Annotated in this window: 24 protein-coding genes; 12 read left to right on the top strand and 12 right to left on the bottom strand. The window is 71.4% G+C overall.

What is annotated here, in order from left to right; genetic code table 11:
- Window positions 1–209: 209 nt before the first annotated feature.
- Window positions 210–557, bottom strand: coding sequence for an ArsR/SmtB family transcription factor (locus EBO15_RS19585; RefSeq protein WP_122195863.1), 348 nt, complete (start codon window positions 555–557; stop codon window positions 210–212).
- A 111-nt stretch (window positions 558–668) separates the two neighbouring features.
- Here EBO15_RS19585 and EBO15_RS19590 point away from each other — a divergent pair, with 111 nt between their 5' ends.
- Entirely contained in the window at window positions 669–2,132 is a 1,464-nt protein-coding gene (locus EBO15_RS19590) for an MFS transporter (protein WP_199744662.1), read from the top strand.
- Window positions 2,133–2,281: 149 nt separating this feature from the next.
- Here EBO15_RS19590 and EBO15_RS45355 read toward each other — a convergent pair whose 3' ends face one another.
- Entirely contained in the window at window positions 2,282–2,659 is a 378-nt protein-coding gene (locus EBO15_RS45355) for a hypothetical protein (RefSeq protein WP_199744663.1), read from the bottom strand.
- Window positions 2,660–2,711: 52 nt separating this feature from the next.
- Between EBO15_RS45355 and EBO15_RS19600 the strand changes: the two genes are divergently transcribed.
- Window positions 2,712–2,999, top strand: coding sequence for a chorismate mutase (locus tag EBO15_RS19600; RefSeq protein WP_233616301.1), 288 nt, complete (start codon window positions 2,712–2,714; stop codon window positions 2,997–2,999).
- A 7-nt stretch (window positions 3,000–3,006) separates the two neighbouring features.
- Here the strand turns inward: EBO15_RS19600 and EBO15_RS19605 are convergent, their stop codons facing one another.
- The gene (locus EBO15_RS19605; protein ID WP_122195864.1) at window positions 3,007–4,206 is read right to left on the bottom strand and encodes a cytochrome P450; all 1,200 of its coding nucleotides are present in this window, start codon (window positions 4,204–4,206) and stop codon (window positions 3,007–3,009) included.
- Between the two features lie 29 nt (window positions 4,207–4,235).
- Here EBO15_RS19605 and EBO15_RS19610 point away from each other — a divergent pair, with 29 nt between their 5' ends.
- On the top strand, window positions 4,236–4,775 hold the full coding sequence (locus tag EBO15_RS19610; RefSeq protein ID WP_147481556.1) for a hypothetical protein: 540 nt from the start codon (window positions 4,236–4,238) through the stop codon (window positions 4,773–4,775).
- 1 nt (window position 4,776) lies between these two features.
- Here the strand turns inward: EBO15_RS19610 and EBO15_RS19615 are convergent, their stop codons facing one another.
- The 4 genes from EBO15_RS19615 to EBO15_RS19625 all read right to left on the bottom strand — a co-directional run bounded on the left by EBO15_RS19615 (window position 4,777) and on the right by EBO15_RS19625 (window position 8,007).
- The gene (locus EBO15_RS19615) at window positions 4,777–5,055 is read right to left on the bottom strand and encodes a hypothetical protein (RefSeq protein WP_122195866.1); all 279 of its coding nucleotides are present in this window, start codon (window positions 5,053–5,055) and stop codon (window positions 4,777–4,779) included.
- Window positions 5,056–5,278: 223 nt separating this feature from the next.
- The gene (locus tag EBO15_RS43655) at window positions 5,279–5,602 is read right to left on the bottom strand and encodes a hypothetical protein (RefSeq protein ID WP_147481557.1); all 324 of its coding nucleotides are present in this window, start codon (window positions 5,600–5,602) and stop codon (window positions 5,279–5,281) included.
- Between the two features lie 36 nt (window positions 5,603–5,638).
- Complete coding sequence (locus tag EBO15_RS19620) at window positions 5,639–6,322, bottom strand: response regulator (RefSeq protein WP_233616302.1); 684 nt, start codon at window positions 6,320–6,322, stop codon at window positions 5,639–5,641.
- Window positions 6,319–8,007, bottom strand: a complete 1,689-nt coding sequence (locus EBO15_RS19625) for a sensor histidine kinase (RefSeq protein WP_122195867.1) — start codon at window positions 8,005–8,007, stop codon at window positions 6,319–6,321. The genes EBO15_RS19620 and EBO15_RS19625 overlap by 4 nt, the downstream gene beginning before the upstream one ends.
- A gap of 157 nt (window positions 8,008–8,164) precedes the next feature.
- Here EBO15_RS19625 and EBO15_RS19630 point away from each other — a divergent pair, with 157 nt between their 5' ends.
- The 3 genes from EBO15_RS19630 to EBO15_RS19640 are packed head-to-tail and all read left to right on the top strand — an operon-like array spanning window position 8,165 to window position 10,933.
- The gene (locus EBO15_RS19630) at window positions 8,165–8,977 is read left to right on the top strand and encodes an ABC transporter ATP-binding protein (RefSeq protein WP_122195903.1); all 813 of its coding nucleotides are present in this window, start codon (window positions 8,165–8,167) and stop codon (window positions 8,975–8,977) included.
- On the top strand, window positions 8,967–9,854 hold the full coding sequence (locus tag EBO15_RS19635; RefSeq protein ID WP_233616303.1) for an ABC transporter permease: 888 nt from the start codon (window positions 8,967–8,969) through the stop codon (window positions 9,852–9,854). The genes EBO15_RS19630 and EBO15_RS19635 overlap by 11 nt, the downstream gene beginning before the upstream one ends.
- A gap of 38 nt (window positions 9,855–9,892) precedes the next feature.
- A complete protein-coding gene (locus tag EBO15_RS19640; RefSeq protein WP_122195868.1) occupies window positions 9,893–10,933 on the top strand; it encodes an ABC transporter substrate-binding protein in 1,041 nt (346 codons plus the stop codon).
- 386 nt (window positions 10,934–11,319) lie between these two features.
- Here EBO15_RS19640 and EBO15_RS19645 read toward each other — a convergent pair whose 3' ends face one another.
- Window positions 11,320–11,547 carry a hypothetical protein gene (locus EBO15_RS19645; RefSeq protein WP_122195869.1) on the bottom strand — a complete coding sequence of 76 codons (228 nt, stop codon included), beginning with the start codon at window positions 11,545–11,547 and terminating at the stop codon, window positions 11,320–11,322.
- Window positions 11,548–11,801: 254 nt separating this feature from the next.
- Between EBO15_RS19645 and EBO15_RS19650 the strand changes: the two genes are divergently transcribed.
- Together EBO15_RS19650 and EBO15_RS19655 are read left to right on the top strand one after the other, a co-directional pair.
- Complete coding sequence (locus EBO15_RS19650) at window positions 11,802–12,005, top strand: cold-shock protein (protein WP_117358778.1); 204 nt, start codon at window positions 11,802–11,804, stop codon at window positions 12,003–12,005.
- Between the two features lie 961 nt (window positions 12,006–12,966).
- Window positions 12,967–14,244 carry a cytochrome P450 gene (locus EBO15_RS19655; RefSeq protein WP_158628284.1) on the top strand — a complete coding sequence of 426 codons (1,278 nt, stop codon included), beginning with the start codon at window positions 12,967–12,969 and terminating at the stop codon, window positions 14,242–14,244.
- 25 nt (window positions 14,245–14,269) lie between these two features.
- Here EBO15_RS19655 and EBO15_RS19660 read toward each other — a convergent pair whose 3' ends face one another.
- The 3 genes from EBO15_RS19660 to EBO15_RS19670 form a co-directional block, all read right to left on the bottom strand.
- Window positions 14,270–16,186, bottom strand: coding sequence for a hypothetical protein (locus tag EBO15_RS19660; protein WP_122195871.1), 1,917 nt, complete (start codon window positions 16,184–16,186; stop codon window positions 14,270–14,272).
- A gap of 21 nt (window positions 16,187–16,207) precedes the next feature.
- The gene (locus EBO15_RS19665; RefSeq protein WP_122195872.1) at window positions 16,208–16,675 is read right to left on the bottom strand and encodes a hypothetical protein; all 468 of its coding nucleotides are present in this window, start codon (window positions 16,673–16,675) and stop codon (window positions 16,208–16,210) included.
- Between the two features lie 177 nt (window positions 16,676–16,852).
- Window positions 16,853–17,839, bottom strand: a complete 987-nt coding sequence (locus EBO15_RS19670) for an ArsR/SmtB family transcription factor (protein ID WP_233616304.1) — start codon at window positions 17,837–17,839, stop codon at window positions 16,853–16,855.
- Window positions 17,840–17,910: 71 nt separating this feature from the next.
- On the opposite strand from EBO15_RS19670, the gene EBO15_RS19675 reads away from it, so the two are divergent.
- The gene (locus tag EBO15_RS19675) at window positions 17,911–18,819 is read left to right on the top strand and encodes an oxidoreductase (protein ID WP_122195873.1); all 909 of its coding nucleotides are present in this window, start codon (window positions 17,911–17,913) and stop codon (window positions 18,817–18,819) included.
- 123 nt (window positions 18,820–18,942) lie between these two features.
- Here the strand turns inward: EBO15_RS19675 and EBO15_RS19680 are convergent, their stop codons facing one another.
- Window positions 18,943–20,373, bottom strand: coding sequence for an alpha/beta fold hydrolase (locus tag EBO15_RS19680; RefSeq protein ID WP_122195874.1), 1,431 nt, complete (start codon window positions 20,371–20,373; stop codon window positions 18,943–18,945).
- A 215-nt stretch (window positions 20,374–20,588) separates the two neighbouring features.
- Between EBO15_RS19680 and EBO15_RS19685 the strand changes: the two genes are divergently transcribed.
- The 3 genes from EBO15_RS19685 to EBO15_RS19695 all read left to right on the top strand — a co-directional run bounded on the left by EBO15_RS19685 (window position 20,589) and on the right by EBO15_RS19695 (window position 23,449).
- The gene (locus tag EBO15_RS19685; protein ID WP_122195875.1) at window positions 20,589–21,056 is read left to right on the top strand and encodes a hypothetical protein; all 468 of its coding nucleotides are present in this window, start codon (window positions 20,589–20,591) and stop codon (window positions 21,054–21,056) included.
- A gap of 189 nt (window positions 21,057–21,245) precedes the next feature.
- The gene (locus EBO15_RS19690; protein WP_122195876.1) at window positions 21,246–21,704 is read left to right on the top strand and encodes an N-acetyltransferase; all 459 of its coding nucleotides are present in this window, start codon (window positions 21,246–21,248) and stop codon (window positions 21,702–21,704) included.
- A gap of 236 nt (window positions 21,705–21,940) precedes the next feature.
- Complete coding sequence (locus EBO15_RS19695) at window positions 21,941–23,449, top strand: serine/threonine-protein kinase (RefSeq protein ID WP_147481558.1); 1,509 nt, start codon at window positions 21,941–21,943, stop codon at window positions 23,447–23,449.
- Window positions 23,450–23,506 lie beyond the last annotated feature (57 nt).

Here is a 23,506-nt window from a genome sequence, read left to right on the forward strand (position 1 = left end):
GGTCCGCCGTCCTGCCTGCTTGGACGCTGGGCCTCCCCTGCGGGGCCAGCGCTAGACCCCATGTGTGGTGGAGGCTGTACATGAACGCCCTCGCCACTGCCTTCGACGCTGCCGCCCTGGATAACCACGCCGGATGTACGAGGCACCAGCATGAACGCCACGCCTAACACCCCGCTCACCGCCGCTTTCCTCGCCGAGCTGCACAGCGCCTACCAGAGGTGGGTGGGCACGGTCTCGAGGGCCTCGTCTTCGCGGGCGCCGGTGAGGACGGCGTCGAGGAGTCCGGGGTAGCGGGCGTCGAGGTCGTCGCGGCGCAGAGTGACCAGGTTCTCGCGTCCGGACGCCTGCTGCCAGATAACGCCGCTCTCCCGCAGGACCCGCCAGTGGTGGGTCATGGTCGACTTCGCCGTCACGCCGATGGCCTCCAGGACGCTGGTGCAGTTGTGCTCGCCGCCCGCGTCCAGCACCCGGACGGCTGCGAGCCGGACATGGTTGCCCAGGGCGGACAGGACGTCGTCGACCCGGATCTGAGCGCGGTCGGGGTGGCGGTAGGTCATTGTCCGATCGTACTGCGACATTCGAACAATCTGGGAGTCGACCCTTGCCCGACAGTCCGACTGTACGTAAACATACGTACGATCACCTCTGGACCCACGAAGGGCTCTCACATGTCGTATTCGTCCCCGAGCGCCCCGGCGCTCCGGCTGGGGCTACCTCTCGCGCTGCTGGCGCTGGCGCAGCTCATCTACGCGCTCGACCTCAACATCGTGTTCGTGGCGCTTCCCGAGATCGGTTCCGACCTCGGCTTCCCGGGCCAGACCCAGCAACTGGTGGTGAGCGCGTACGTCGTGTTCGCGGGCGGCTTCCTGCTGCTCGGCGGACGCGCGGCCGACCTGCTCGGACGGCGCCGGATGTTCGTGCTCGCACTGGCCCTCTACGCCGTCTCCTCGCTGGCGGGCGGGCTCGCCCCGAACGCGGAGACGATCATCATCGCGCGGGCCGTGCAGGGCGTCGGTGGCGCGCTGCTCCTCCCCGCCACCCTGTCGTTGATCAACACCCTGTTCGAGGAGGGCCCCGGACGGAACCGGGCGCTCGCCGTGTGGGGCGGCGCCGGGGCCAGCGGCCTGACCATCGGCGCGCTGCTCGGCGGTGTGCTGACCGAGAACTTCGGCTGGCCCGCCGTCTTCTTCGTGAACGTCCCGCTCGCCGGGCTCGTGGCCGCCGCGGCGCTCGTCGTCATCCCGCGCGACGCCGCCCGGGGTGAGCGCCGCAGGTTCGACCTGCCCGGCGCGCTCACGGTCACCGGCGGCTCCACGTCGCTCGTCTTCGCCCTGGTCGAAGGGCCGGAGCTCGGGTGGGGCAACCCGATGGTGGTGGGAGCCCTCGTACTGGCCGTCGCGCTGCTGACGGTGTTCGCCGTGGTGGAGGCCCGCAGCTCCGACCCGCTGATGCCGTTCCGGCTGTTCCGCAACCGCAGCCTCGCCGTGGGCGTGAGCGTCACCTTCGTCTACATGGCGACGTTCGGGGTCCTGCCGTACTTCCTCACCGTGCTGATGCAGACCGTGCACGGCTACAGCGCGCTTCAGACCGGGCTCGCGTTCCTCATCCCGTCCGTCGCGATCGCCACCGGGACCCAGGCGGGAGAGCGGCTCGCCACCCGCATCGGCAACCGCGCCACGCTCCTGATCGGCTTCGTCGTCGGCGTGGCCGGCACGGTCGGGCTGGCGTTCGGCTTCGACGCGGACGCCGGGTACGGGCTGCTCGTGCCGGGCCTCGTCGTCTCCGGGGTCGGCCAGGGCATCGTCTGGACGGCGATGTGGATCACCTCGGCCACGGGCACGCCCGCGCACGAGCAGGGCGTCGCCAACGGCATCGCGTCCACGACCCTCAACATCGGCAACGCGATCGGCCTGGCGGTCTTCACGGTGATCGCCGACCTCGGCACCGAGGGCAGGACGGGCCAGTCCCTGCGGGCCGCCACCGCTGACGGCGAGTTCCTCGTCGTGCTGCTGACCGCCGCTGGAATGCTCGTCGGTCTCCTGGTCACGGTCTGCCTGCGAAACCGCCCCGCCGTCCCCGCGCCGGTACCTCATGAGGTCGCAGCGGACGAGGCTCAGGTCGCCTGCCGCTGAACTGTGCGCATCGAGAGGTGCGCCCTCACGGGTCCCGAAGGTCGGGCGTGAGCGATGAGCGGCGATGTGGCCCTGTGCCTCTGTGACGGTTCGCGTTCTCATGGCTGAACGGTTCCGCGGAGACTCGCACAGGGCTACTTCGCCGCCCGTCACCCCTTCGAGGCCTCGCTGGTCAGAACCTGACGTTCCAGTTGGGGCTGCTCTTGCGGGGCGTCCGCCACGGGGTGCGGACGCGAGGCGAGACGGCGGCCGGAGGCCCAGACGGCGAGGGCGCAGACGACGAAGCCCGCGCCAAGAACGCTGGAGCCCGCCCAGCCGAACGAGGTGGTCGTGGTGGTCGTGGCGGTGGCGCCGAGGGCGGAGCCGAGCGAGTAGAAGATCATGTAGCCGCCGACGACGCTGCTGGTGCGGTCCGGGTGGGCCGTGGTGAGCAGGTGCTGGTCGCCGACGTGGAGGACCCGGACGCCGACACGTTGCCGCTTTGCCCGCCTGCTCGTTCGGCTTCCTCTGGTGGGCTCGCCCCACATCACCGGCTTGCGGAAGCGGGAATCGGACGCGGCCTAGTCTAGGTTGGCCAACATGTCCGATCCGATGTCTTTGGCCGAGGTTCGTGCGCGCATCGACGCGCTTGACGGTGAGTTGGTTCGGCTGCTGGCGGATCGGCAGATTCTTGTCCGGCAGGCGGCCGGGTTCAAGGTCGACGAGCAGGCGGTGCGGGCGCCGGACCGCGTGGAGCAGGTCGTTCAGGCGGTCCGGGAGCGCGCGGTGGACGCCGGTCTGTCGCCCGATGTGGCCGAGGCCGTGTGGCGCGCGATGATCGCGGCGTTCATCGAGCTCGAACTGGACGAACACCGCGCCGGGAGCTGACGCGACGTCACCAGGTCACAAGGAGTTCGCGTGGCCGCCGGACGAACCGGTGGAGGTGCCAGGGCACCTCGTCGGCGGGGACGGCCAGCCGCAGATCGGGAAGGCGCCGCGTGAGCGTGGCCAGGGCCACCTGCAACTCCATCCGGGCCAGGGACGCGCCCACGCACCGATGCAGGCCGAACCCGAATGCCAGGTGCGGGTTCTCGGCGCGGGCGACGTCCAGGGTCTCGGGATCGGCGAACACCGAGCCGTCGCGGTTGGCGGCCGACAGCTCCACCAGCACCTGGTCACCCTGGCGCACCGTCACCCCGCCGATCTCGATCTCCTCCAGCACATAGCGGGCGAAGGACCCTTGGGCGATCAGCGGGACGTACCGCAGCAGCTCCTCGACCGCCGTGTGGACCAGTTCGGGCTCGTCGCTCAGCCTCTTGTAGTCGCCGTTGCGCAGCAGCAGGTACACGAAGTTGGGGATCTGCGACGCGGTGGTCTCGTGTCCGGCGGCCAGCAGCGTCCGCACCAGGTTGACCATCTCGTCGACGCTGAGCTGGTCCCCCTCGATGCGCGCACGCACCAGCGCGCCGATGAGGTCGTCCGTCGGGTGCTCCGCCCGCAGGTCCGCCTGCCCGGCCAGGTAGTCGTTCATCTCGGCGATGCTGGCCAGCACCTCTTCGGGTGTCAGGCCATCGGCGTCGACGAGCATGTCGGTCCAGGCGGTGAAACGGGCGCGGTCCCCCAAGGGCACGCCCAGCAGGTCGCAGATGACCTGGATCGGCAGCGCCAGACCGAACGCCTCGAACAGATCCGCCGGCGGCCCCTGCTCCACCATCGCGTCGACCAGCTGCTCCGCGATGAGTTCCGTCCCCGGACGCAGCCGCTCGATCCGCCTTGGCGTGAACGTGTGGAACACGAACCGCCGCACCCGGGTGTGATCGGGCGGATCGGCGCTCACCATCGTCTGAGCCGTGATGTCCACCGGGGTGCTGCGAGCGACGTCGGCCTCGTCCAGCCCCGCACGCCGCGGATCCCGCCCGAAGGCCGGACTGCTGAGGACGAGCCGGGCGTCCTCGTACCGGGTCACCAGCCAGGCCGGAGCACCATAGGGCAACTGGACCCTGACAGGCGCCCGCTCACCACGCACCTCCCCCAGCCGGGGCGAGGGCCGCAGGGCATGATCGCTGGGGAACGGGAACGCGGGAAGTTCAGGCATGGCGAATCCCTCCGGAGCCGTGCACCGCGGTGTCGGCCAAGGCCAAAGAAAGGGACGAATCGCGCAATCCAGAACATCATCAAGGTAGTCTCGCCATCCCGTACCAACAAGGACAGGTTTCCCTAACCCTTCACATGCTTGACCATGCATCCTTCGACGAGATACGCGAAGGCCAGGCGATGATTCCCGATATCACCACTCTCGAGCACTGGGTCGACACCATCCTCACCCAGCTCACCGAAGACACTTCGGTGACATTCGACATCACCGAAGTGCACTCCCCCTGCGGCGACTTCAATGCCGACCCCGAATCAGTGGCCGTGAGACTCCGCATCAATACGGATTCAGCCGGGTCGATCTTCCTGGGGACCGATCAGACCAGCGAGGAGGCCCTTGCCCGCCTGGCAAGCGAGCTCCAGGACCACATCATCGATCACGAATGGGGCAGGCCACTTCCTCCGTGCCCAGGCCATCAGCACCCGCTCTCCACCGGAGTCTCCGACGGAACCGCCTACTGGAAATGTCCTCACGACGAAGATCACTTCCGGCGGGAAATCCTGAGTCTTTAGATCAGGACGCGGTGAAGTAGATGTGGTCGGCGTGGACCTTGTTCATGGCGCGGGCCTTGGGGGTCGCGATGTAGTTGCCCCACGGGACGGTGCACGATCCCGAGGCGGCCCACCCACATGCGTACCAGGTGGATCGGCCCTTGCCGTCGAAGCCGCGTCCCTGAACGGCGTTGTACCCGTCCCCCTTGAGGCTGTGCCACGAGTAGGTGATCTTGGCGCCCGGACGGCCCCAGTGACTGCAGTTCGCCTGCCCCGTGCTCCACCACGCCTGCGCGGGCATGTTGCCACCGCACCCGGAGACCAAGGCGAACGCCGCAGCACTGGAAGAAGACGCGGCCTGGGCGGACGAGCCTGCAACGGGCACCGCCGACACCCCGAATGAAACAGCCGTAGCACCCAGGCATGTGGCCATTCGCGTTACTCGTGGACGAAAGCTCACCGCCACCTCTCCCTCGGTAATCCCCAGAGAAAGCCTTCCAACCTGGGAATCACAAGTCAATTACTCACGGTGAACACTCTGCTGCACGCGACGGCCACACCGTTACAGCGAACGGGCGGTCACCCGCCCACCGAACCGCCGACACGACCTTCACGGACTGGGTCGCCGCAGCGGACGTTTCAGGAAACGGCGAAGGTTCAGCCCGTCCGGACCGCACCCAGTCCGCGGTGCCGGCCACGGCCCGTCGGAACTGTTTCACGTAGACCAGGTTGTCGTCGCAGGTCAGCCACTGACCCGCGGCCCACAGGTCCACGCGGCGCAACTCGGGGCCGGCCCACTCACCGACCTCCACCGCCAACGTGTCCTCGTCCCCCAGACGCACAGCCATCCGAACACCCTGGCAGACGGATTGCTTGCGCGGCGATCAGGGCTGGCGCGGGGACCAGGAGTACTCGTGTTCGGGGCGGCCGGTGGCGCCGTAGCGGAGGGCGACGTGGACGCGGCCTCGCTGGGCGAGGCTTGCGAGGTAGCGCTGGGCGGTGGCGCGGGAGATGCCGACGTCCTCGGCGACCTCGGCGGCGCTGCGGGGGACGCCCGCGCGGCGCAGGGTCTCGGCGACGAGCTGGGCGGTGACGGGGGTGCGGCCGGACGGGCGGGGGGACGTGGCGGCGAGCGGGGCGGTGAGTTCGCGGAGGGCGGCGTCGAGGGTGTCCTGGGTGAGTTCGTCCGGGCCGGCGAGGGCGCGGCGGTAGCGGGCGTAGCCGACCAGGCGGGCCGCGAGGGCTTCGGCGGTGAACGGTTTGACGAGGTAGTGGAGGGCTCCCCGGCCCAGGGCGGCGCGGACGGACGCGGTGTCGGTGGCGGCGGTCGCCATGATCACGTCGGCGTCCAGGTCGGGGAGCAGGCTCAGCCCGGACGCGTCGGGGAGGTAGACGTCGAGCAGGACGAGGTCGGGGTCGAGCTCGACGGCGAGTTCGCGGGCGCGGGCCGCGCTGTGCGCGGTGCCGCACACCTGGAACCCGTCGACGGACGCGACGAATCCGGCGTGGACCTGCGCGACCCGGAAGTCGTCGTCCACGACGAGCACGCGGAGCACCTGGTCGGTCATCGGGGCGTCTCCTTTCCCAGGACGCCGGGGAGGCGTGCCACGACGACCGCCCCGGTCCGTCCGTCCTCGGTGTGCCCGTCCTCGGTGTGCCCGTCCTCGGTGTGCCCGCCGGGCGGGTCGGCGAATGTGACGTCGCCGCCGCGGGCCCGGGCGGTGCGGCGGGCGAGGCCGAGGCCCAGACCGCGGGCGCGTCCGCCGGTGGGTTCGCGGGTGCTGACGCCGTCGCGGAAGATCTCGCCGCGCAGCGCGGCCGGGACTCCGGGGCCGGAGTCGGCGACGGTGACGTGCAGGTCGGGGCCGTCGCCGAGGAGTTCGACCTCGACCCAGGCGGGACGACGGTCGTCCTGGCGGGCGGCCTCGACGGCGTTGTCGACGAGGTTGCCGACGACGGTGGTGACGTCCAGGGGGTCGGTGACGCGGCCCGGGACGAAGCTGGCGGGTCCCACCTCGAGCCGGACGCCGCGTTCGGCGGCGACGGCGGTCTTGGCGGACAGGAACGCCTGGAGGTAGGGGTCGAGGAGGGGGTCGGCCGGGAGGGGTTCGGCGGCGGGCGCGCCGGACGCGCCGGACGCGTCGGCGACCAGCGTCCCGAGGTAGTCGGCGGCCTCCTCGTGGTGGCCGAGGTGGAGCAGCCCGGACAGGGTGTGGAGGCGGTTGGCGTACTCGTGGCGTTGGGCGCGCAGGGCGTCGAACAGGGTGCGCACCGAGTCGAGTTCGCGGGCGAGGGTCTCAATGTCGGTGCGGTCACGGAGGGTGACGACGGCGCCGAGGTCACGGCCGCGGCGGCGGACCTCGCGGCGGTTGACGACCAGGACCCGCTCCCCCGCGGTGACGAACAGGTCGGCGGCCGGGCTGCGTCCGGCGAGGACCTCGCGGAGCGGCCCGGGGACGTCCAGGTCCCCGGCCGGGACGCCGCGGTCGAGGCGGGTGCCGAGCAGCCGGGCGGCCTCGGCGTTGCAGACGGCGACGCGTCCGGCGGCGTCCACGGCGACGACGCCCTCGCCGACGCCGTGCAGGACGGCCTCGCGTTCGTGGACGAGTTCGACCAGCTCGTACGGTTCGAGGCCGAGGGTCTGGCGGCGGAGCCGGACGCCGATCGCGGTGGACGCGAGGACGCCCAGCAGCAGCGCCCCCGCGACGAACGCGCTGAGCCCGCTGAGGGCGTCGTCCAGTTCGCTGTCGATGGCGCCGGCGTCGAAGCCGACACTGACCTCGCCGACCACGTGCCCGGCGCGTTCGGGCCCGGCCGGGTCGTACAGGGGGACCTTGCCGCGGACGGACAGGCCGAGGGTGCCGCGTTCGAAGCGGACCACCTCGCGTCCGGCGAGCGCCGCGGACGGGTCGGTGCTGACGTGCTGCCCGAGCAGCGCCTCGGTGGGGTGGGAGTAGCGGATCCCGTGACGGTCGGTGACGACGACGAAGAGGGCCCCGGCCCGGCGGCGGACGCGTTCGGCGCGGTCCTGGACGAGGTGGGAGGGGTCTCCGGCGACGACGGCGCGGGCGACGCCGGGGTCGGCGGCGACGCTGCGGGCGAGGGTGAGGGAGCGCTGGCCGAACTGGTCGCGCAGCTCGCCGTCCAGCCGCCAGGCGACCAGGGCGTACCCGGCGCAGCCCACGACGACCACCACGGCGATCTGCAAGATCAGCACCTGGCGGGCGAAGGGGAGGCGGAACCGGACGGGCATGGCAGGCCAAAGTACCCGATGCCTTACCGTGCGCCCAGCCCTCCGCGAGCTAAACGAGCAGAACCCGCGCAACACGCTTAACGTGCGGTTATGCGGTTTGCGAGGGCTTCGCGGACAAGGGTTCCCGTGACCCCCGTCACTTCCTACTGTGCCGGGCATGTCCCAGCAGAACGCCCCGGTGATCGAACTTCACGGGGCCACCAAACGCTTCCGGTCCGGCGCCGGCCTCCACACGGCCGTCCGCGACCTGAACCTGACCGTCGCGCCCGGCGAGTTCGTCGCCGTCGTCGGCCCGACCGGATGCGGCAAGTCCACCACCCTGTCCCTGGTGTCCGGCCTCGAACCGCCGTCCGCGGGGACGGTCCGGGTCCACGGCGAGCCCGTGACCGGGATCCCCGACGGCGTCGGGTACATGTTCCAGAACGACGCCGTCCTCCCCTGGCGTTCCGTCCTCGACAATGTCGCGACCGGTCCCCGGTACCGGGGCGCCGCCAAGCGCGAGGCGCGGGAGAAGGCCCGCGAGTGGGTCGCCCGCGTCGGCCTGGCCGGGTTCGAGAAGTACTACCCGCACCAGCTGTCCGGCGGCATGCGCAAGCGCGTCGCCCTCGCCCAGACCCTGGTCAACGAGCCGTCCATCCTGCTGATGGACGAGCCGTTCTCCGCCCTGGACGTCCAGACCCGCGCCCTCATGCAGGACGAGCTGCTGCGGCTGTGGTCCGGGTCCGGCGCGGCCGTCGTGTTCGTCACCCACGACCTGGAGGAGGCCCTCGTGCTGGCCGACCGGGTGGTCGTCATGACCGCCGGGCCCGCCACCGTCAAGGGGGTCTTCGACGTGCCGCTGTCGCGGCCGCGGAACGCCGAGGAGGTCCGGCTGACCCCCGAGTTCCTCGACATCTACCGCGAGGTGTGGGAGTCGCTGCGCGAAGAGGTCCAGATCACCCGTGAGAGGGGGGCCAACCGTGCCGCATGACGTGAAGGCCCCGGCGGCCGCCTCGTCCGCCGCGCCCACACCTGAGGAGGAGGCCCGGGCCGTCGCCCAGGCCAAGGCCGCCGCGATCCGCCGCCGGGTCATGATCTACGGCGTCCGGCTCGTGCTCGTCGCCGTGTGGCTCGGCTCCTGGGAGCTGGCCGCGCGGAACTGGATCGACCCGTTCTACTACTCGCGGCCGACCGCGATCTGGGACCGGCTCGTCGACTGGTTCTCCAACGGCACCTCGCAGGGCTCCATCTGGGAGCAGATCTCCTACACGCTGCGTGAGGCCGTCCTCGGCTTCATTCTCGGCTCGCTCGGCGGCGTCGTGCTGGGCGTGGTGCTCGGCCGCAGCCGCTTCCTGTCGGACGTGTGCGCGCCGTTCATCAAGGCCGCCAACGCCATCCCGCGCATCATCCTGGCCTCGCTGTTCGTGATCTGGTTCGGGCTCGGCATGCAGTCCAAGGTCGCCACGGCGTTCGTCCTGGTGTTCTTCGCGGTGTTCTTCAACGCCTTCCAGGGCGCCCGCGAGGTGGACCGCAACCTGGTCAACAACGCGCGGATCCTCGGCGCCGGACGGTGGGCCGTGCTGCGCACCGTCGTCGTGCCGTCCGCGACGTCCTGGATCCTGGCCTCGCTGCACTCGGCGTTCGGCTTCGCGATCATCGGCGCGGTCGTCGGCGAGTACAGCGGCGCCGACAAGGGCCTCGGCCTGCTCATCAACCACGCTCAGGGCACCTTCGACGCGGCCGGCATCTACGCCGGAATGATCATCATCACCGTGCTGGCGCTGCTCGCCGAGTGGCTGCTGACGATGCTCGAGGGCCGGCTGCTGCGCTGGCGCCCGCCGTCGGCCGCCGACAGCAACCCCGTCTGACCCCCACCCCTCACCCCCCTTTCAGGAGTTCCCACCCCATGCGCACCGCGTACCGCGTCACCGCCGCCGCCCTGGCCGCGATGACCGCCCTGTCCCTCACGTCCTGCCGCAGCTCCAAGTCGTCCTCGTCGGGCGACTCGGGCGGCACCGTCAAGATCATGGTCGGCGGCATCGACAAGGTCATCTACCTGCCCGCCAAGCTCACCGACCAGCTCGGCTACTTCAAGGAGCAGGGCCTCGACGTCCAGCTGCTGACCGAGCCCGCCGGCGCGATCGCCGAGAACGTGCTGATCTCCGGGGACGTGCAGGGCGTGGTCGGCTTCTACGACCACACCATCGACCTGCAGACCAAGGGCAAGTGCATCGAGAGCGTCGTGCAGTTCGCCGACGTCCCGGGCGAGGCCGAGATGGTCGCCACCGACAAGGCCGACAAGATCTCCTCCCCCGCCGCGTTCAAGGGCAAGAAGCTCGGCGTCACCAGCCCCGGCTCGTCCACCGACTTCCTGACCCGGGCGCTGGCCGTCAAGTCGGGCGTCCAGCCGTCGGACTACACCACGGTCAAGGCGGGCGCCGGCGCGACGTTCATCGCGACGATCGGCAACGGCGGCATCGACGCGGGCATGACGACCGACCCGACGATCGCCAAGCTCACCACCACCGGCAAGGCCAAGGTCATGCTGGACATGCGGACCAAGGAGGGCACCCAGAAGGCCCTCGGCGGCCTCTACCCGGCGGCCTCGCTGTACATGGACTGCGGCTACGTGAAGTCCAACCCGCAGACGGTGCAGAAGCTCGCGAACGCGTTCGTGAAGACGCTCGGCTGGATCAAGGCCCACCAGCCGGAGGAGATCGCGGCGAAGATGCCGGCCGACTACGCGGGCGGTGACCCGGCCCTGTACAAGAAGGCCATCACCGACTCCATCGGCATGTTCACCGCCGACGGCGTGATGCCGACCGAGGGCGCGAAGAACGTCCTGGAGGTGCTGTCCCAGTTCTCCCCGAACGTCAAGGGCAAGAAGGACACCATCGACCTGTCCAAGACCTACACGACGGACTTCGTCACGAAGGCCAAGCAGTAGGGCCCGGACAGCGAGCTCAGGGCCGCGAGGCCTGACTAGGACCGAGCAGTAGCGGACAGGCTCAACGCCTCCGGGACGCGGCTTCAAGCCGCGTCCCGGGCATGCCGTCCGGCACCGACTCCCCCCGTCGGTGCCGGACGGCTTCGTTATGTGCGGACACGCCCGTCCCGCCCCCTGTCCGAGCGGACAAGGTGGGACGAAACCCGCCCTCACCAGTGGCTGATCAGGGACGGCGGGTACGGCGCTGAGAGAAGAGGTGGCCGTCGCGGAGGCGATTACGGCGTTGTCGGAGCGCCCCGGTCGTTCCGGGAATCCTCGGCGATTCTCCGAGGCGGCGACCGACCCTCAGAAGGCGGCGGGCGTCCGGTGCGCCCTGGGGATGGGCTTCAGAGCTTGAAGAGCTTCACGTACGGCGAGAGGATCTTGACCTTCTGCGTCCCGAAGTCGACCAGGAGGGCGCCCCCGGGCTCGATCCCGACGACCTGCCCGAGCCCGTACTTGTCGTGCGTCACCCGCTCGTGGAGCTCGAACTCCTGGACGGGCGGTGCAGCGGGCGGGGGCGGGAAAGGGCTGGTGGGCAGGCGCCGCCGCCCGGCAGGTCCAGAGGATTTCATACCCTCAGTATGCGCCCGGACCGGCGGCGGCGGGGCCGGTCACCGACGCCTGATGCCTAAATCACAGGTGCGTCCGACCGCATCCGGATTCATGTGCTAGTGTGATGAGAGTTGCGGTTCCCATAGACATGTTCATGCGCCTGGTGGATCTGAGCCCGGCGCATTTTTTGTTGCCCTGGATCTTCCGGATGGGCCATCGCGGCATCCCCGGCCGCACACGGTGTGAGGTCGGGATCGACCAGAAGGAGATCGACATGGCCACCGGCACTGTCAAGTGGTTCAACTCTGAAAAGGGCTTCGGCTTCATCGAGCAGGACGGCGGCGGCCCCGACGTCTTCGCCCACTACTCGAACATCGCCGCCCAGGGCTTCCGTGAGCTCCAGGAGGGCCAGAAGGTGTCCTTCGACATCACGCAGGGCCAGAAGGGCCCGCAGGCGGAGAACATCGTCACCGCCTGACGAGTGAGTCAGTCGTAGGCGGCCCCCCGGGGCCGCCTACGGCGCCCACCGGCCCGTTCCGGGTCGTGAGAGTTTCCCCGAGGTGCACCGGCCACCTCGCCGCCTCAGAGGGTGTCCACTCCCCTCCGCCGGGTGCCGAAGTCCCTGCTGAAGGGACCGCCGCAGGATCGCGTCCCGCGTTCGCCTTCAAGGCAGAACCGAACCGCGCACCGACCTACCGTCTCGCTCTCTGGCGATGACGAAGCTCCGACCTCGAACCGTGAACGGCGACGATCAGCGCCGACGCCGAGATCCGAGGTCCGAGAATCACCGGTCCGCCCTTCTGAGGCCCGGACCACGCCACCAGCGCCGCTGACAGCCTCATACGCCTGCCGCCAGGCCCGAGAGGTGATCTTCCCCTCCGGCGAGCCTCCCCGGCCCCACCTCGCCCTCTGACGGGCCGCAGCGAAGGCGCCGACCGGCGGTCTCGGCGGCCTCATCCCGCGCGCTGCGAGCGCGGGCTGGATGGGCGCCTGGCCTGTGAGGGACGTCCGCGACGCGGGTGCGCCGACCGCCACCGCCCACTCACAGCGTGATACCCGGGGATTTCGGCAAGGTTCCGGACACGCACCACTTCCCTCAGTAATGCCACAGGTAGAACGGTCGAGAGGCCAATAGGGTCGGCACCCGTGACGGGAAATGACACAGGACTCTGTTGCCCGTTCCGGCGCCGTGTGTCTAGATGGGCGCACACACCTCCCGCGACCGCGGGAAGGGCGCGATCCGAAAGGACGGTGGCCATGGCGAGGCTGGTCAAGCGTGCCCTCGGCATGCACAAGGCGCAGATGAAGGGCCGCTACATCATCTACCGCCTCCGCTAGCGGAAGCGGTGGCGCGGTGCCGGGCCAGGGCTGAAAACGAACCGGCACCGCGCCATTTCCGTGCGTGTCGACCAGGCGGTGGCGGAAGGGCGGCGTTCCAGGTGTCCCAGCGTTCGAAAGAGACGATTCCCGGGCCGCGCGGCGGTATTCTCGCGCGTCATCTGACGGCCTACGAGGCCGACCCGGCGGGCTTTCTCGACGACTGCCGGCGCCGGTACGGCGACGTCTTCCGGTTCGACACCGGCGTGGTCGTGGTGACCGATCCGGACCTCGTCGCCGAGGTGCTGGCGCGCACCAACCGCGACTCGGTGCCCAACGCCAACCCGCTCCAGGGCGGCCGGTTCCCGACCGCCGAGCAGACGCGACGCTGGATGGACGCCCGGCAGCTCGCCGCCCCGACGCTCCGCTCGGCCGCGCTGCCCGCCCGGCTGCCCGCCGTCCGCGGCGCGCTCGCCGCCGACCTGGACGCCCTCGACGGCACCTGGTTCGACCCGTCCGAGGTGTGCTGGGCGATCTGCGTCCGCGCGCTGCTGCCGCTCTACCTGCCGGACGAGTCGCCCGCGCTGGTGGACGCGGTGCTCGCCTCCTTCGACGCGGCGCGCGACACCGCCGAAGCCGCCGTGCGCGTGCCGTCCTGGATGCCGTCCCGGCTGCGGCGCCGGGTCCGGGACGCCGACCAGCGCGTCCGCGACACCATCGTTCCGATGCTCGGCGACGGCGCCCCGGCGGGGACGGACACGATGCTCGGGCATATCCGCTCGCAGCCGGGGGCCGTGCCCGGCGACATCGCCATGGGCGCGATGGGGTTCACGCTGCTCGGCGCGATCGGGACGATGGGCGCCGCCTGGTGCTGGATCCTTTACTACCTGGCCGCGCACCCCGAGGTCGCCGACCGTGTCCGGGAGGAGGCGACCGCCGCGCCCGACGTCTCCGGAGACCCGGCGCGGGCGCTCCCTTACACGTGGGCGTTCGCGCAGGAGGTGCTCCGGGCCCGTCCGCCCGCCTGGCTGCTCGGCCGAGACGCTGTGACATCTGTCACACTTGGCGACGTCGAGGTGCCCGCCGGGACGGCCATCATGTTCAGTCCTTATCTTCTGCACCACGACGAGCGCTGGTGGCCGGACGATCCGCAGCGGTTCGCCCCCGAGCGGTGGCTGGGCGCCGGCCGTCCGCACGCGCCCGGCGCCTACCTGCCGTTCGCGTCCGGGCCGCGCGGCTGCCTCGGCTCGCATCTCGGCCTCGCCGTGCTCGCGCTCACCGCCGCCCACATCGCCACGCGCAAGCGCCTGGAGGTTCCCGGCCTCGACGCGGTCACCACCTACTTCGGGCCGTCGACGCTCACCCCGTCCGGCATGCGCGCCCGCCTCACCCCCCGGTAGGGCAGCGCGGTGCCGTGGCGGGCGGTCAGGCGCGAGACAGCCGCTCGGTGAGCAGGGCGCGCAGTTCCAGGTCCTCGCTGATCGCGGTGACGCCTCCCCAGTAGCTGTGGCGGCGGTCGTCGGCCAGGACGCTCCTCATGATGGAGAGATGGCCGCCCGGCAGACCGTCCACCCTGGTGAGGGCCCTGGCGGAGGCCATGGCGACGGGGTGCGGCCGGCCCTCGAGGAGTTCCCGGAGCGGACGGATCAGGACGCTCGCCCCCTCGGCCGGATCCCCGGTGATCTTGATGAGGGCGTGGGCGGCCTCGTGGGCCTCCCACTCGTCGAGGGCCTTGGCCCGCAGCCGCAGCGTGGGAACGTGGGCGACGGCGTGCGGGCCGAGGTCGCCGAGGCGGTGGGAGACGTGGTGGTCGTCGGCGATCCGGGGGCCGAGGATCCGCAGGGCGGGCTCGGGGTCGCCGGTCACGCGGAAATGCGCCCAGGCGAACTCGACGGGCGTCCGTCCGGTGCCCGTGCCGAGCAGCCGTTCCAGCATGAGCGCGGCCTCGCCCGCTTCAGGGCCGAGAGCTCCGAGCACCCCGGCCGCCCAGGCGAACTCGTCATGGTCGAGGAGGGCGATGAGCTCCGGGACGAGTCGCGCGACCTCGGCGGCCTGGGTGCCGGCCCATCCGGTGAGGGCCTCCAGCAGGGACCGCCGCAGGTCGTCGACGGAGTCGGGGCGCAGGTGCGGCGCGAACGCGCCGACCAGTGACGCCGCCCAGGGCGCGCACGGCGTCAGCACCTCCGCGAACGACGGCCTGCTCGGGAAGAAGCCGGTCTTCCCGGCGCGCTGTCCGTGCAGGGCGAAGCCCGTCTCTCCGCTGGTGACGCGGTCGAGGAGGCCGGGGAGGGCACGGTCGTCCCCCGACCAGGCCAGGCCCCAGAGCGCGATGTCCGCCGACGGCCCATCCAGGTGGGCGGCCAGGACACCGACGTCGCGGGCGTCCTCGGGACGGGCGTGGGCGGCGAGGATCTCCAGGGCGGGAGCCGGGTCCTCCAGCGCTTCCACGCACCTCCGCAGTGCGGACAGCAGCTCGGGCGCCCGGGTGTGGACGAGCGCATGGCCCACCACGTCGACGGCCGCGGCGCGCAGCCCCTGGTCGGGCTGGTCGAGCAGGGCGAGACAGACCCTCTCGCGGACGTCCTGGTCGAGTGCCCGCAGCACGGTCCTCGCGGTGTTGGCAGGTCGCTGGGCGGCGAAGTTGCTGTACGGCAGCGGGACAGGCCCGGCGGCGAGCCCGGCGATGATCCGGGCTTCGGCGACCGGACGCTTCGGAAGCGCCTTGGCCAGGGCGAGCGTCGCGTACATCGCCTGGTGCGCGTCGGGGCCGTCCACCTGGTCGCGGAGGAAGCCGAGCACCTCGGGCAGGACGGCGACCGAGAGGCGTTCGGCGAGATCGCCGAGGGCGAGCATGGTGTCGGTCCGGGCCGACACGTCGACGTCGGGCCACCGGGCGAGCAGCGCCCGGGCGACCTCGTCGGGATCCGCCGTGTCCTCGCTGAGCGCCCAGATCGCGCCCGTCCGGACGGCCGGGTCGTCATCGCCGAGCAGAGCGAGCAGGCAAGGGCGCGCCCGTTCCCACGCCTGGGGCCAGTCGGCGGCGATCCATCGCGGGGAGACCTCCGCGGCCGTCCCCGCGAGGCGCGCGATGATCTCCAGCACGTCGGGGCGGCACAGGAAGCGCGGCGACGCGGCGGCCTCCATGAGGAACGGCAGGATCGCCGGGGCGGCCGAGCAGACGAAGCCGCCCTGGTGGTGGAGCTCGTTGAGCAGTTCGTCGGCGGCGTCCAGCGCCTCGCCGTCCACGAGCAGGGAACGCAGGAGGGCCGGGACGTCGCAGTCACCCCTGTACGCGAAGGTCAGCTCACTCCACGAAATGGCGTCAACGCCCTCAAAGATCACATCGCGACGATATCGCGGGGGTCAGCGTCCGGCCGGGGTGTAGTACTCGGCCTGGGCCTCGTCGTCCGCGCGGCGTCCCCAGCGGCGTGGCGCCCAGGCCGGGACGAGCAGCGCGAACCCGAGCATGGCGTCCACACCGGTGCCGAGGAGCATGCGGAGGCCGAAGTCCAGGTCGTCGGGCGCGTGCATCCGGGCGGGCAGCCCGAGCACGGCGCCGGGTTCGGCGAGGAACACCCCCGACACTCCGAGCAGCGCCAGCGCCGGGACGAGGGAGACCAGCGGCGACGCCCAGCGCGCCACGATGATCACCCCGGCGACCAGGCCGACCGCGGCCATCAGCGCGAACGCCCCGGACCCGCGCGTGTGGTCGGTGATGACCCGGTCCCCGCCGTCGAAGGACGCCGCGGCCTGCGCGTACCCCCAGGCCGTCCCGCCCAGCAGCGCGGGCGTCAACAGGATCCCGAGGAGAAGTCCGGCCGCGTGCCGCACCGACCGTCACCTCCCTCACCCGACCCCGCCGAAGGGCCGCGCTACGACCCACCCATCAGACCACGAACACCCCCACCCCGCAGCGAATACGCAACAGCCGGACCTATCCATGCTTATGCGGGCTGCCGTCCTTCGTGGTCGGCTCTGGAGGTCCTTCGGGGGCTGAGATCCCGAGCTTCAGGTGGAGGCGGCCGCGAGGAGGGTTTCGGCGGCGGCAGTGCGGGCGTAGAGGACGGAACGGCCGACACGGTGGGCGCTCACCAGACCCGCGTCGCGCAGTGCGGTGAGGTACTGGGACACCCCGGCCGGGGAGAGTCCGGTGCGGTGGGCCAGCGCGGTGGTGGAGGCCGGGGTCCCCAGTTCGGTCAGCAGCAGAGTCCGTGAACGGCCAAGGACAGTGGCGAGGGCGGCGGCTCCGGTGGTCGGCCGTGTCTCCCATAGCGCACCGGCGCCCCGGGCCGGATAGGCGAGTTGCGGCGGGTCCGGCGGTCTCATCCGGGTGCGTAGGCCGGGGCCGGTGAACGCGGAGGGGATCAGCAGCAGGCCCGCGCCTGCGGAATCGCGGGGCATGTCCTGTTTCCGCCGGACCAGTCTGAGCACGTTGTCGTTCCAGCTCACCGAGGTGTGCAGGTCGTTGAAGAGGTGACCCGTGCCGTGCTCGGCGATGGTGCGGGCCCGGTGGAAGATGTCGGCGTCCAGTACGGTCCTGATCCGCGCCCAGTAGGGGGCGAGTGCCAGTTCCCAGTAGGTTTCGATCTCTTGTACGACCTTGGCCAGCCGGGTGGCGGGGGCGGCGTGGAGGCTCGTCAGGCGTGGGCCGAGGTGTCCTTGGTGGCGGGCGAGGTGGTCGAGGTCCTGGCGCACCCTGTCGGCGGCCGTGGCCGCGATCGCCTCCCACTCGTCCGCCGGTGCGGGGGCTGCCCCCGCGGGGGCCGGGGTGAGGAAGTCCGGCACGTAGTTCGAGGGCCCGATCAGCTCGGCGAGCCATCCCCGGTCCAGGCCGGCGGCCAGCAGACGGGGCCGCACTTGCTCGATCCAGGGCCGGTGGACCGGGTTCGGCGCGTTCGACGTCAGCAGCCGGAAGCTGGGCGCGACCTCCCATATCGGCGAGACGGCGAACCGCACCTGCGCGAGGTCGTTCGCCGAGAAGGCCAGCTCCGCCATGACACCCCCGGGAGATTCACATATGCGTTAAACAATGGTCCACCAGGCCACCTCGCGCCGATCATCCCGGCATGACCTCACAGACGATCACCGCAGCGGCATCGGGCACCTGGAAACTAGGCGACCGCACGGTCCACCGGATCGGTTTCGGCGCGATGCGCCTGCCCCAGCACGGCGAGGCGCTCGTGCCGGGTGCCGTCCCGCGTGACCGCGACCAGGCGATCAAAGTACTGCGCCGGGCGGTCGAGCTCGGCGTGAACCACATCGACACCGCCGCGTTCTACTTCTCGCCGCTGCGCTGCGCCAACGAGCTGATCAGCCGCGCCCTCGCGCCCTACCCGGACGACCTCGTCATCGCCACCAAGGTCGGACCCGGCCGCGACCCCTCGGGCAACTGGCTGCCGCACGCCACCCCCGAGCAACTGCGCGGCCAGGTCGAGGAGAACCTGCGCCAACTCGGCCGTGACCACCTCGACGTGGTGAACCTGCGTATCGTCGGCGCCGATTCCATCGCCGAACGCTTCGGCGCACTCGCCGAGCTACGCGACGCCGGACTCATCCGCCACCTGGGCCTGTCCAACGTCCGCCTCCACCACCTCGCCGAGGCCCAGGCCATCGCACCGGTGGTCTGCGTCCAGAACATGTACGGCATCGGCGCGTCGCCGGAGCAGGAGGAGTTCCTGCGGATCTGCGGTGAACAGCGCGTCGCGTTCGTGCCGTTCTACTCGATCGCCGGCAGTGGACGCACCGCCGGGGCGAGCACCGGCGACAGCGGCGAGGTGCTCGCCATCGCCCGTGCCCACGGAGTGAGCACGGCACAGGTGCGACTGGCGTGGACGCTCCACCGCGGCCCTCACGTCCTGGCCATCCCCGGCACCGGCGACCCCGGCCACCTCGCCCAGAACGTGGCCGCCGGCGCTCTGCGCCTCTCCGAGGACGAACTCACCGTCCTGGACTCCATCCGCCACGAAACAGCATGAACAAGCCACCTCCGAAGGGCTTCCGGAGCCGACCACTCAGGCGGAGGACGGCACCGGGCCGGTGACGGCGGCGCCCCGCTCCAGCGGTCTCGCTGGAGCGGGGCGGGGTCGCGTCGTTGGTGGTCAGCCGTTGAGGAAGGCGTAGACGGCGTCGCGGCCCTGGGTGCCGCGCTCGCGGTTCTGGATGGAGTGGCTCGCGCCCTTCACGATGACCAGCTTGCCGCGCGGGGCGTTCGCGAGTTCCTCCCTGGCCCACTCCAGGGGCGTGGACAGGTCGTGGTCGCCATTGATGATCAGGAGCGGGACCGGCGGCAGCTTCGCCTTCGCCTCGGCGGTGTGGCGGGCGACGGGCCAGGTCAGGCACTCCTGGATGAAGCCGTTACCGGCGGCGGTGGCGGAGGTGAACGGCCACGTCGCGCTCGCGGGCAGGTTGCGGCGGGCGGCGGCGAGGGCCGCCGGACGCTGCGCGACCGGGGTCTCGGACGTCCCCCAGGGGAAGACGCCGTCGCCGCAGATGGTGGCCTCGTGCAGGCCGGCGCTGAAGCCCGCGACCGGGTCGCCACCGGGCGCCATCAGCTTCATCAGGGCGTCCAGCCGGGTCGGGTCGCCGAGGTGGGCGGCGTGCATGACGCCGATCACGTCACCGGATCCGGCGGGCAGCCCGGGCGGGTTCGGGTCACGGTAGGTCGGGTCGAAGAACTCGTAGGAGACGAGCATGTCCCAGAGGAGGACGGCGTCCTTGCGGTGCCGCGCGAGGTAGGCGACGTCCTGCGCCGGGTCGTAGCCGCAGGCGGGCGCGGTCTGGCAGGCCAGGCGCAGGACGCGGCCGACGGCCTGCTGCCCGGTGGTGTAGAGCATCTGCTCGTGGTTGGGGTCGGTGTGCGGCAGCACCGAGTCCAGGACGACCTTGCGGACGTGGCCCGGATAGAACGACGCGTAGTTCGCCGCCGTGAACGAGCCGTAGGACACCCCGTCCAGGACCCACTTGTTCACGCCGAGCGCGCGGCGGAACATGTCCAGGTCGCCGACGGTCTGCTCGGTGGTGTAGTAACTGCGCTTGTCCCCCACGACGGACGCGCACTCGGCCACGGCGTCGCGTGTCGCGGGGGCGACGTCGGAGCTGCCGACCTGCGCCTGCATCTTCGGGCAGTCGATCGCGCCGAACTGTCCGGTGCCGCGCTGGTCGATCATGACGAAGCGGTAGTTCTTCGCCAGTTCCGGCATCCGCTGGGTCGTCATCCGGGTCAGGTAGGGCACCCCCGGCTGGCCGGGACCGCCGGTGAGGAACACCAGCGTGCCCTTGGGCGCCGAGGTGTTGTCGGACATCCCGACCTGGAGGTCGAGGGTGCCCTTGGACGCGTCCCGGTGGTCGAGCGGGACACGGAGCGTCGCGCACGTGAAGCCGGGCTGCCCGTCGCACGGATGCGGGCCGGCGAGCCCGGGCTTGGACGCGGGCGCGGCGATCGGGGCGCGCGCGGCCGCCGCCGTCGCCGTCCCACCCGCCAGGGTCAACGTCATGCCCGCGACGAGCGCCGCGGAGAGTGGTGATCGCATGAGTCGGATGATGTCCCTCCCATCCGGCCAAGCCCAGCGGCTTCGCCGGATCCGGCCACCGTCCAGCCGACTCCGGCCATCGCGCCGCCAGACGTCCCCATCGCCTCGCGTCCCCCTTCCCACCTGCGGTGCGACGCGCCGGAGAGCGGTGGTCGGTGATCCCGGACGACCGGACGGCTACCGTGCCGCGAAGGTTCGATCACGGAGGGTCACTGATGAGAAGTCGTCCCATCGCGCTGCTCGCGGCCGCCGCGCTGGCGGCCGTCCCACCGGCCACCGCCGCCGCCTCGGCCCCGCACCCCGGTTTCCCGGCGGACCTCGTCCTCAGGGGGCACGCCGACCATCGCCGTCCGATCCCGAACGAGGTGCAGGTGGTGCGCTGGACGGTCCGGGACCTCGGCACCCGCCCGGTGTCCGAGGTGACCCTGAACGCGACCGTCCCCGAAACCTGGAGGCTGCGGGACGGCGCGGGCTGCATACTCCGCGAACGCGGGCACCTGACCTGCACCCTCGGCGCACTCACCCGCCACCAGACCCGAAGCGTCCGCTTCGAACTCGCCGTCCCCCGACACCCGCGCCTCGGCGTCGAGCACTACCGCGCGCGAACCCGCTTCACCGTGGACGGCACCGACTACGACGGCCCGTCCGCACACATGCAGGTAGAGGTCGTCCGCCACCGCTGACAAACCCGCCCACCCGCCGGCCTGGCACACATACCGGACCAGCGGGCGTGCGGGTCGTATCTCGAGTATCAGCAGCGCACGCCGGGCTGCGGCTCGACCGTGTCCTGACCGATGACCGCACTTGCGTCACCGCGCGGCCGATCGGTCAGCGCCCGCGGTCCGGTCCGGGGTGATCGGTAGCATCTGGCCATGTCCAAGAAGCCGATCGTTCCTGACGATTTCGTCGTTCCCCTGAGCCTCGCCGGAGACGGGTTCCGTCTCGAGCCCCTCGGCCCGGAGCACAACGACGCCGACCTCGCCGCCTGGACGTCGAGCATCGAGCACATCCGCGCCACTCCCGGCTTCGGCGAAGGGGAGTGGCCGCCCGCCGCGGGCATGAGCGCCGCCGCCAACCTGAAGGACCTGGAGCGTCACGCGCGCGACTTTGGGAACCGGGTCGGTTTCACCTACACGGTGCTCGACGATGGCGGCGTGGTCGTCGGCTGCCTCTATATCTACGGGTCGCGCACGGCCGAGGGCGTGACGGACGTCCGGTCGTGGGTGCGCGCGGCCAGCGCCGAGCTGGACGGCCCGCTGCACGAGGCCGTGGCGGCGTGGCTGGCATCGGACTGGTCGTTCGAGAAGGTCGAGTACCGGCCCGGCGCGTAGCCGATGTTCACGAACGTGATGGGCATCCTTTCGCCGCCTTTGCCGCGCTAACCGCCGCCGCGACCTGCCACAAATAGCTCGCCCGAATAACCACGCAGGACACGCGCTTATAGCAGCTCCTCTTCCACTCCCCATCCGGGCTCTTTTCACCATCGGGCGCTTTGGTTACCGTCAAGGCGTCCGGTGGCGGTGTGGACGGATCGGGCCGCCGGGGTGCACGTGGCGGGAGAGCGCGCGTGGAAGCGGCTTCGTTGCTGGGCGGACGGTACCGGCTGGACAGGCGTCTGGGTCAGGGCGGCATGGGCGAGGTGTGGTCGGCTCAGGACGGCGAGCTCGGACGTCCGGTCGCGATCAAGATCCTGCCCGCCGACCTGTTCCGGGACCCGGAGGCGGCCGCCCGGCTGCGGCAGGAGGCACGCACCGCGGCCACCCTGCAGCATCCGGGCATCACCGTGGTCCACGACTTCGGCGACCATGGCGGGCGCCCCTACCTGGTGATGGAGCTCCTGAACGGCCGTAACCTCGCCGTGGTGATGGCCGAGCACCAGTCCGGCATGCCGCCGGGGCAGGCCGCGCGGCTGATGATCCCGGTCGTCGAGGCGCTGGGGTACGCGCACCGGCGCGGGGTGGTGCACCGCGACATCAAGCCCGCCAACCTCATGCTCCTGGACGGCGGCGGGGTGAAGATCTGCGATTTCGGCATCGCCCGCCACGCGGACGCCGCCACGTCCCTGACACTGCCCGGCGCCGTCCTGGGCTCTCCGCCGTTCATGGCGCCGGAGCAGTGGCGCGGCGAACCTGCCGACGCCCGCACCGACCTGTACGCACTGGGCGCCACCCTGCACGTCCTGCTGACCGGGCAGCCGCCGTTCCCGGGGCCCGGCCTGGACGACTTCCGCCACCAGCACCTTGGCGAGGAGCCGCCGCGTCCGACCGTGCGGCGGCCCGATCATCCCGGTGAGCTGGAGGCCCTGGTCCAGGGCCTTCTCGCCAAGGACCCCGCCGGCCGGCCCGAGGCCATGCGGGCCGCGACCGTCCTGCGGGGTGTCATCGGCGTTGGGGCGCGCCCGATGGAGCCTCCCGCCGGGACGGCGGACCCGTTCGTCGCCCCGGCACCGCGTTCCTCGCCCGCTCCCACGAAGCTCGGAGGCGGCCGGGTTTTCGGGGCCGTCCATGGCCTCTGGCGGGGCGCAGTCAAGGGAGCGGCGACCTTCGGCCAAGGAGCGGTCGTCGGTCTCGGGCTCGGGAAGGTGCTGGGCTGGGCCCCCGCCGGAGTGAAAGGTCTGGCGGAGGCGGTCCTGTTCTTCAGCGTGGTGGGCGCGGTCGCGGGCGCGGTGCTGGGGTGCTTCAGGGGGCTGACCAGACCGGGCGGCGTCCTCGTCCTGGACGCGGACAAGCTCACCGTGACCCGTGGGGCCGAACCGTCCCTGCACCAGCGGGGAACGGCGACGTTCTCGATCCCCTGGCACGCCGTCGACCGCATCGCCGTGCACGGCTCGGGCGCGCGGAAGGGCACGGCGCTGCTCGTATGGTTCCGGGACCCGCACCGGCTGTCCGAGCTCTGGCTGAGCGACAACCGGATCACACCCGGTCCGGACGGGAGCCACATCGTCTATGGGGCCGGCGAGAGGGACTGGACGATGGTGCGGCCCCGCCGCCTTCGTGAGGCGCTCCCGCTCTACGCCGGGAACGCCTACGACCCGACTCCCGGGACGAGCTTCCAGACGTACAAGGCGTCGCCGTGACCCTGCCGTGAGTTCGGAGGGGCGGCGACGCCCCGGCGGCGTCAGCCGAGCGGGAAA

It is taken from the genome of Actinomadura harenae (assembly GCF_003696215.1).
Taxonomy (GTDB): domain Bacteria; phylum Actinomycetota; class Actinomycetes; order Streptosporangiales; family Streptosporangiaceae; genus Spirillospora; species Spirillospora harenae.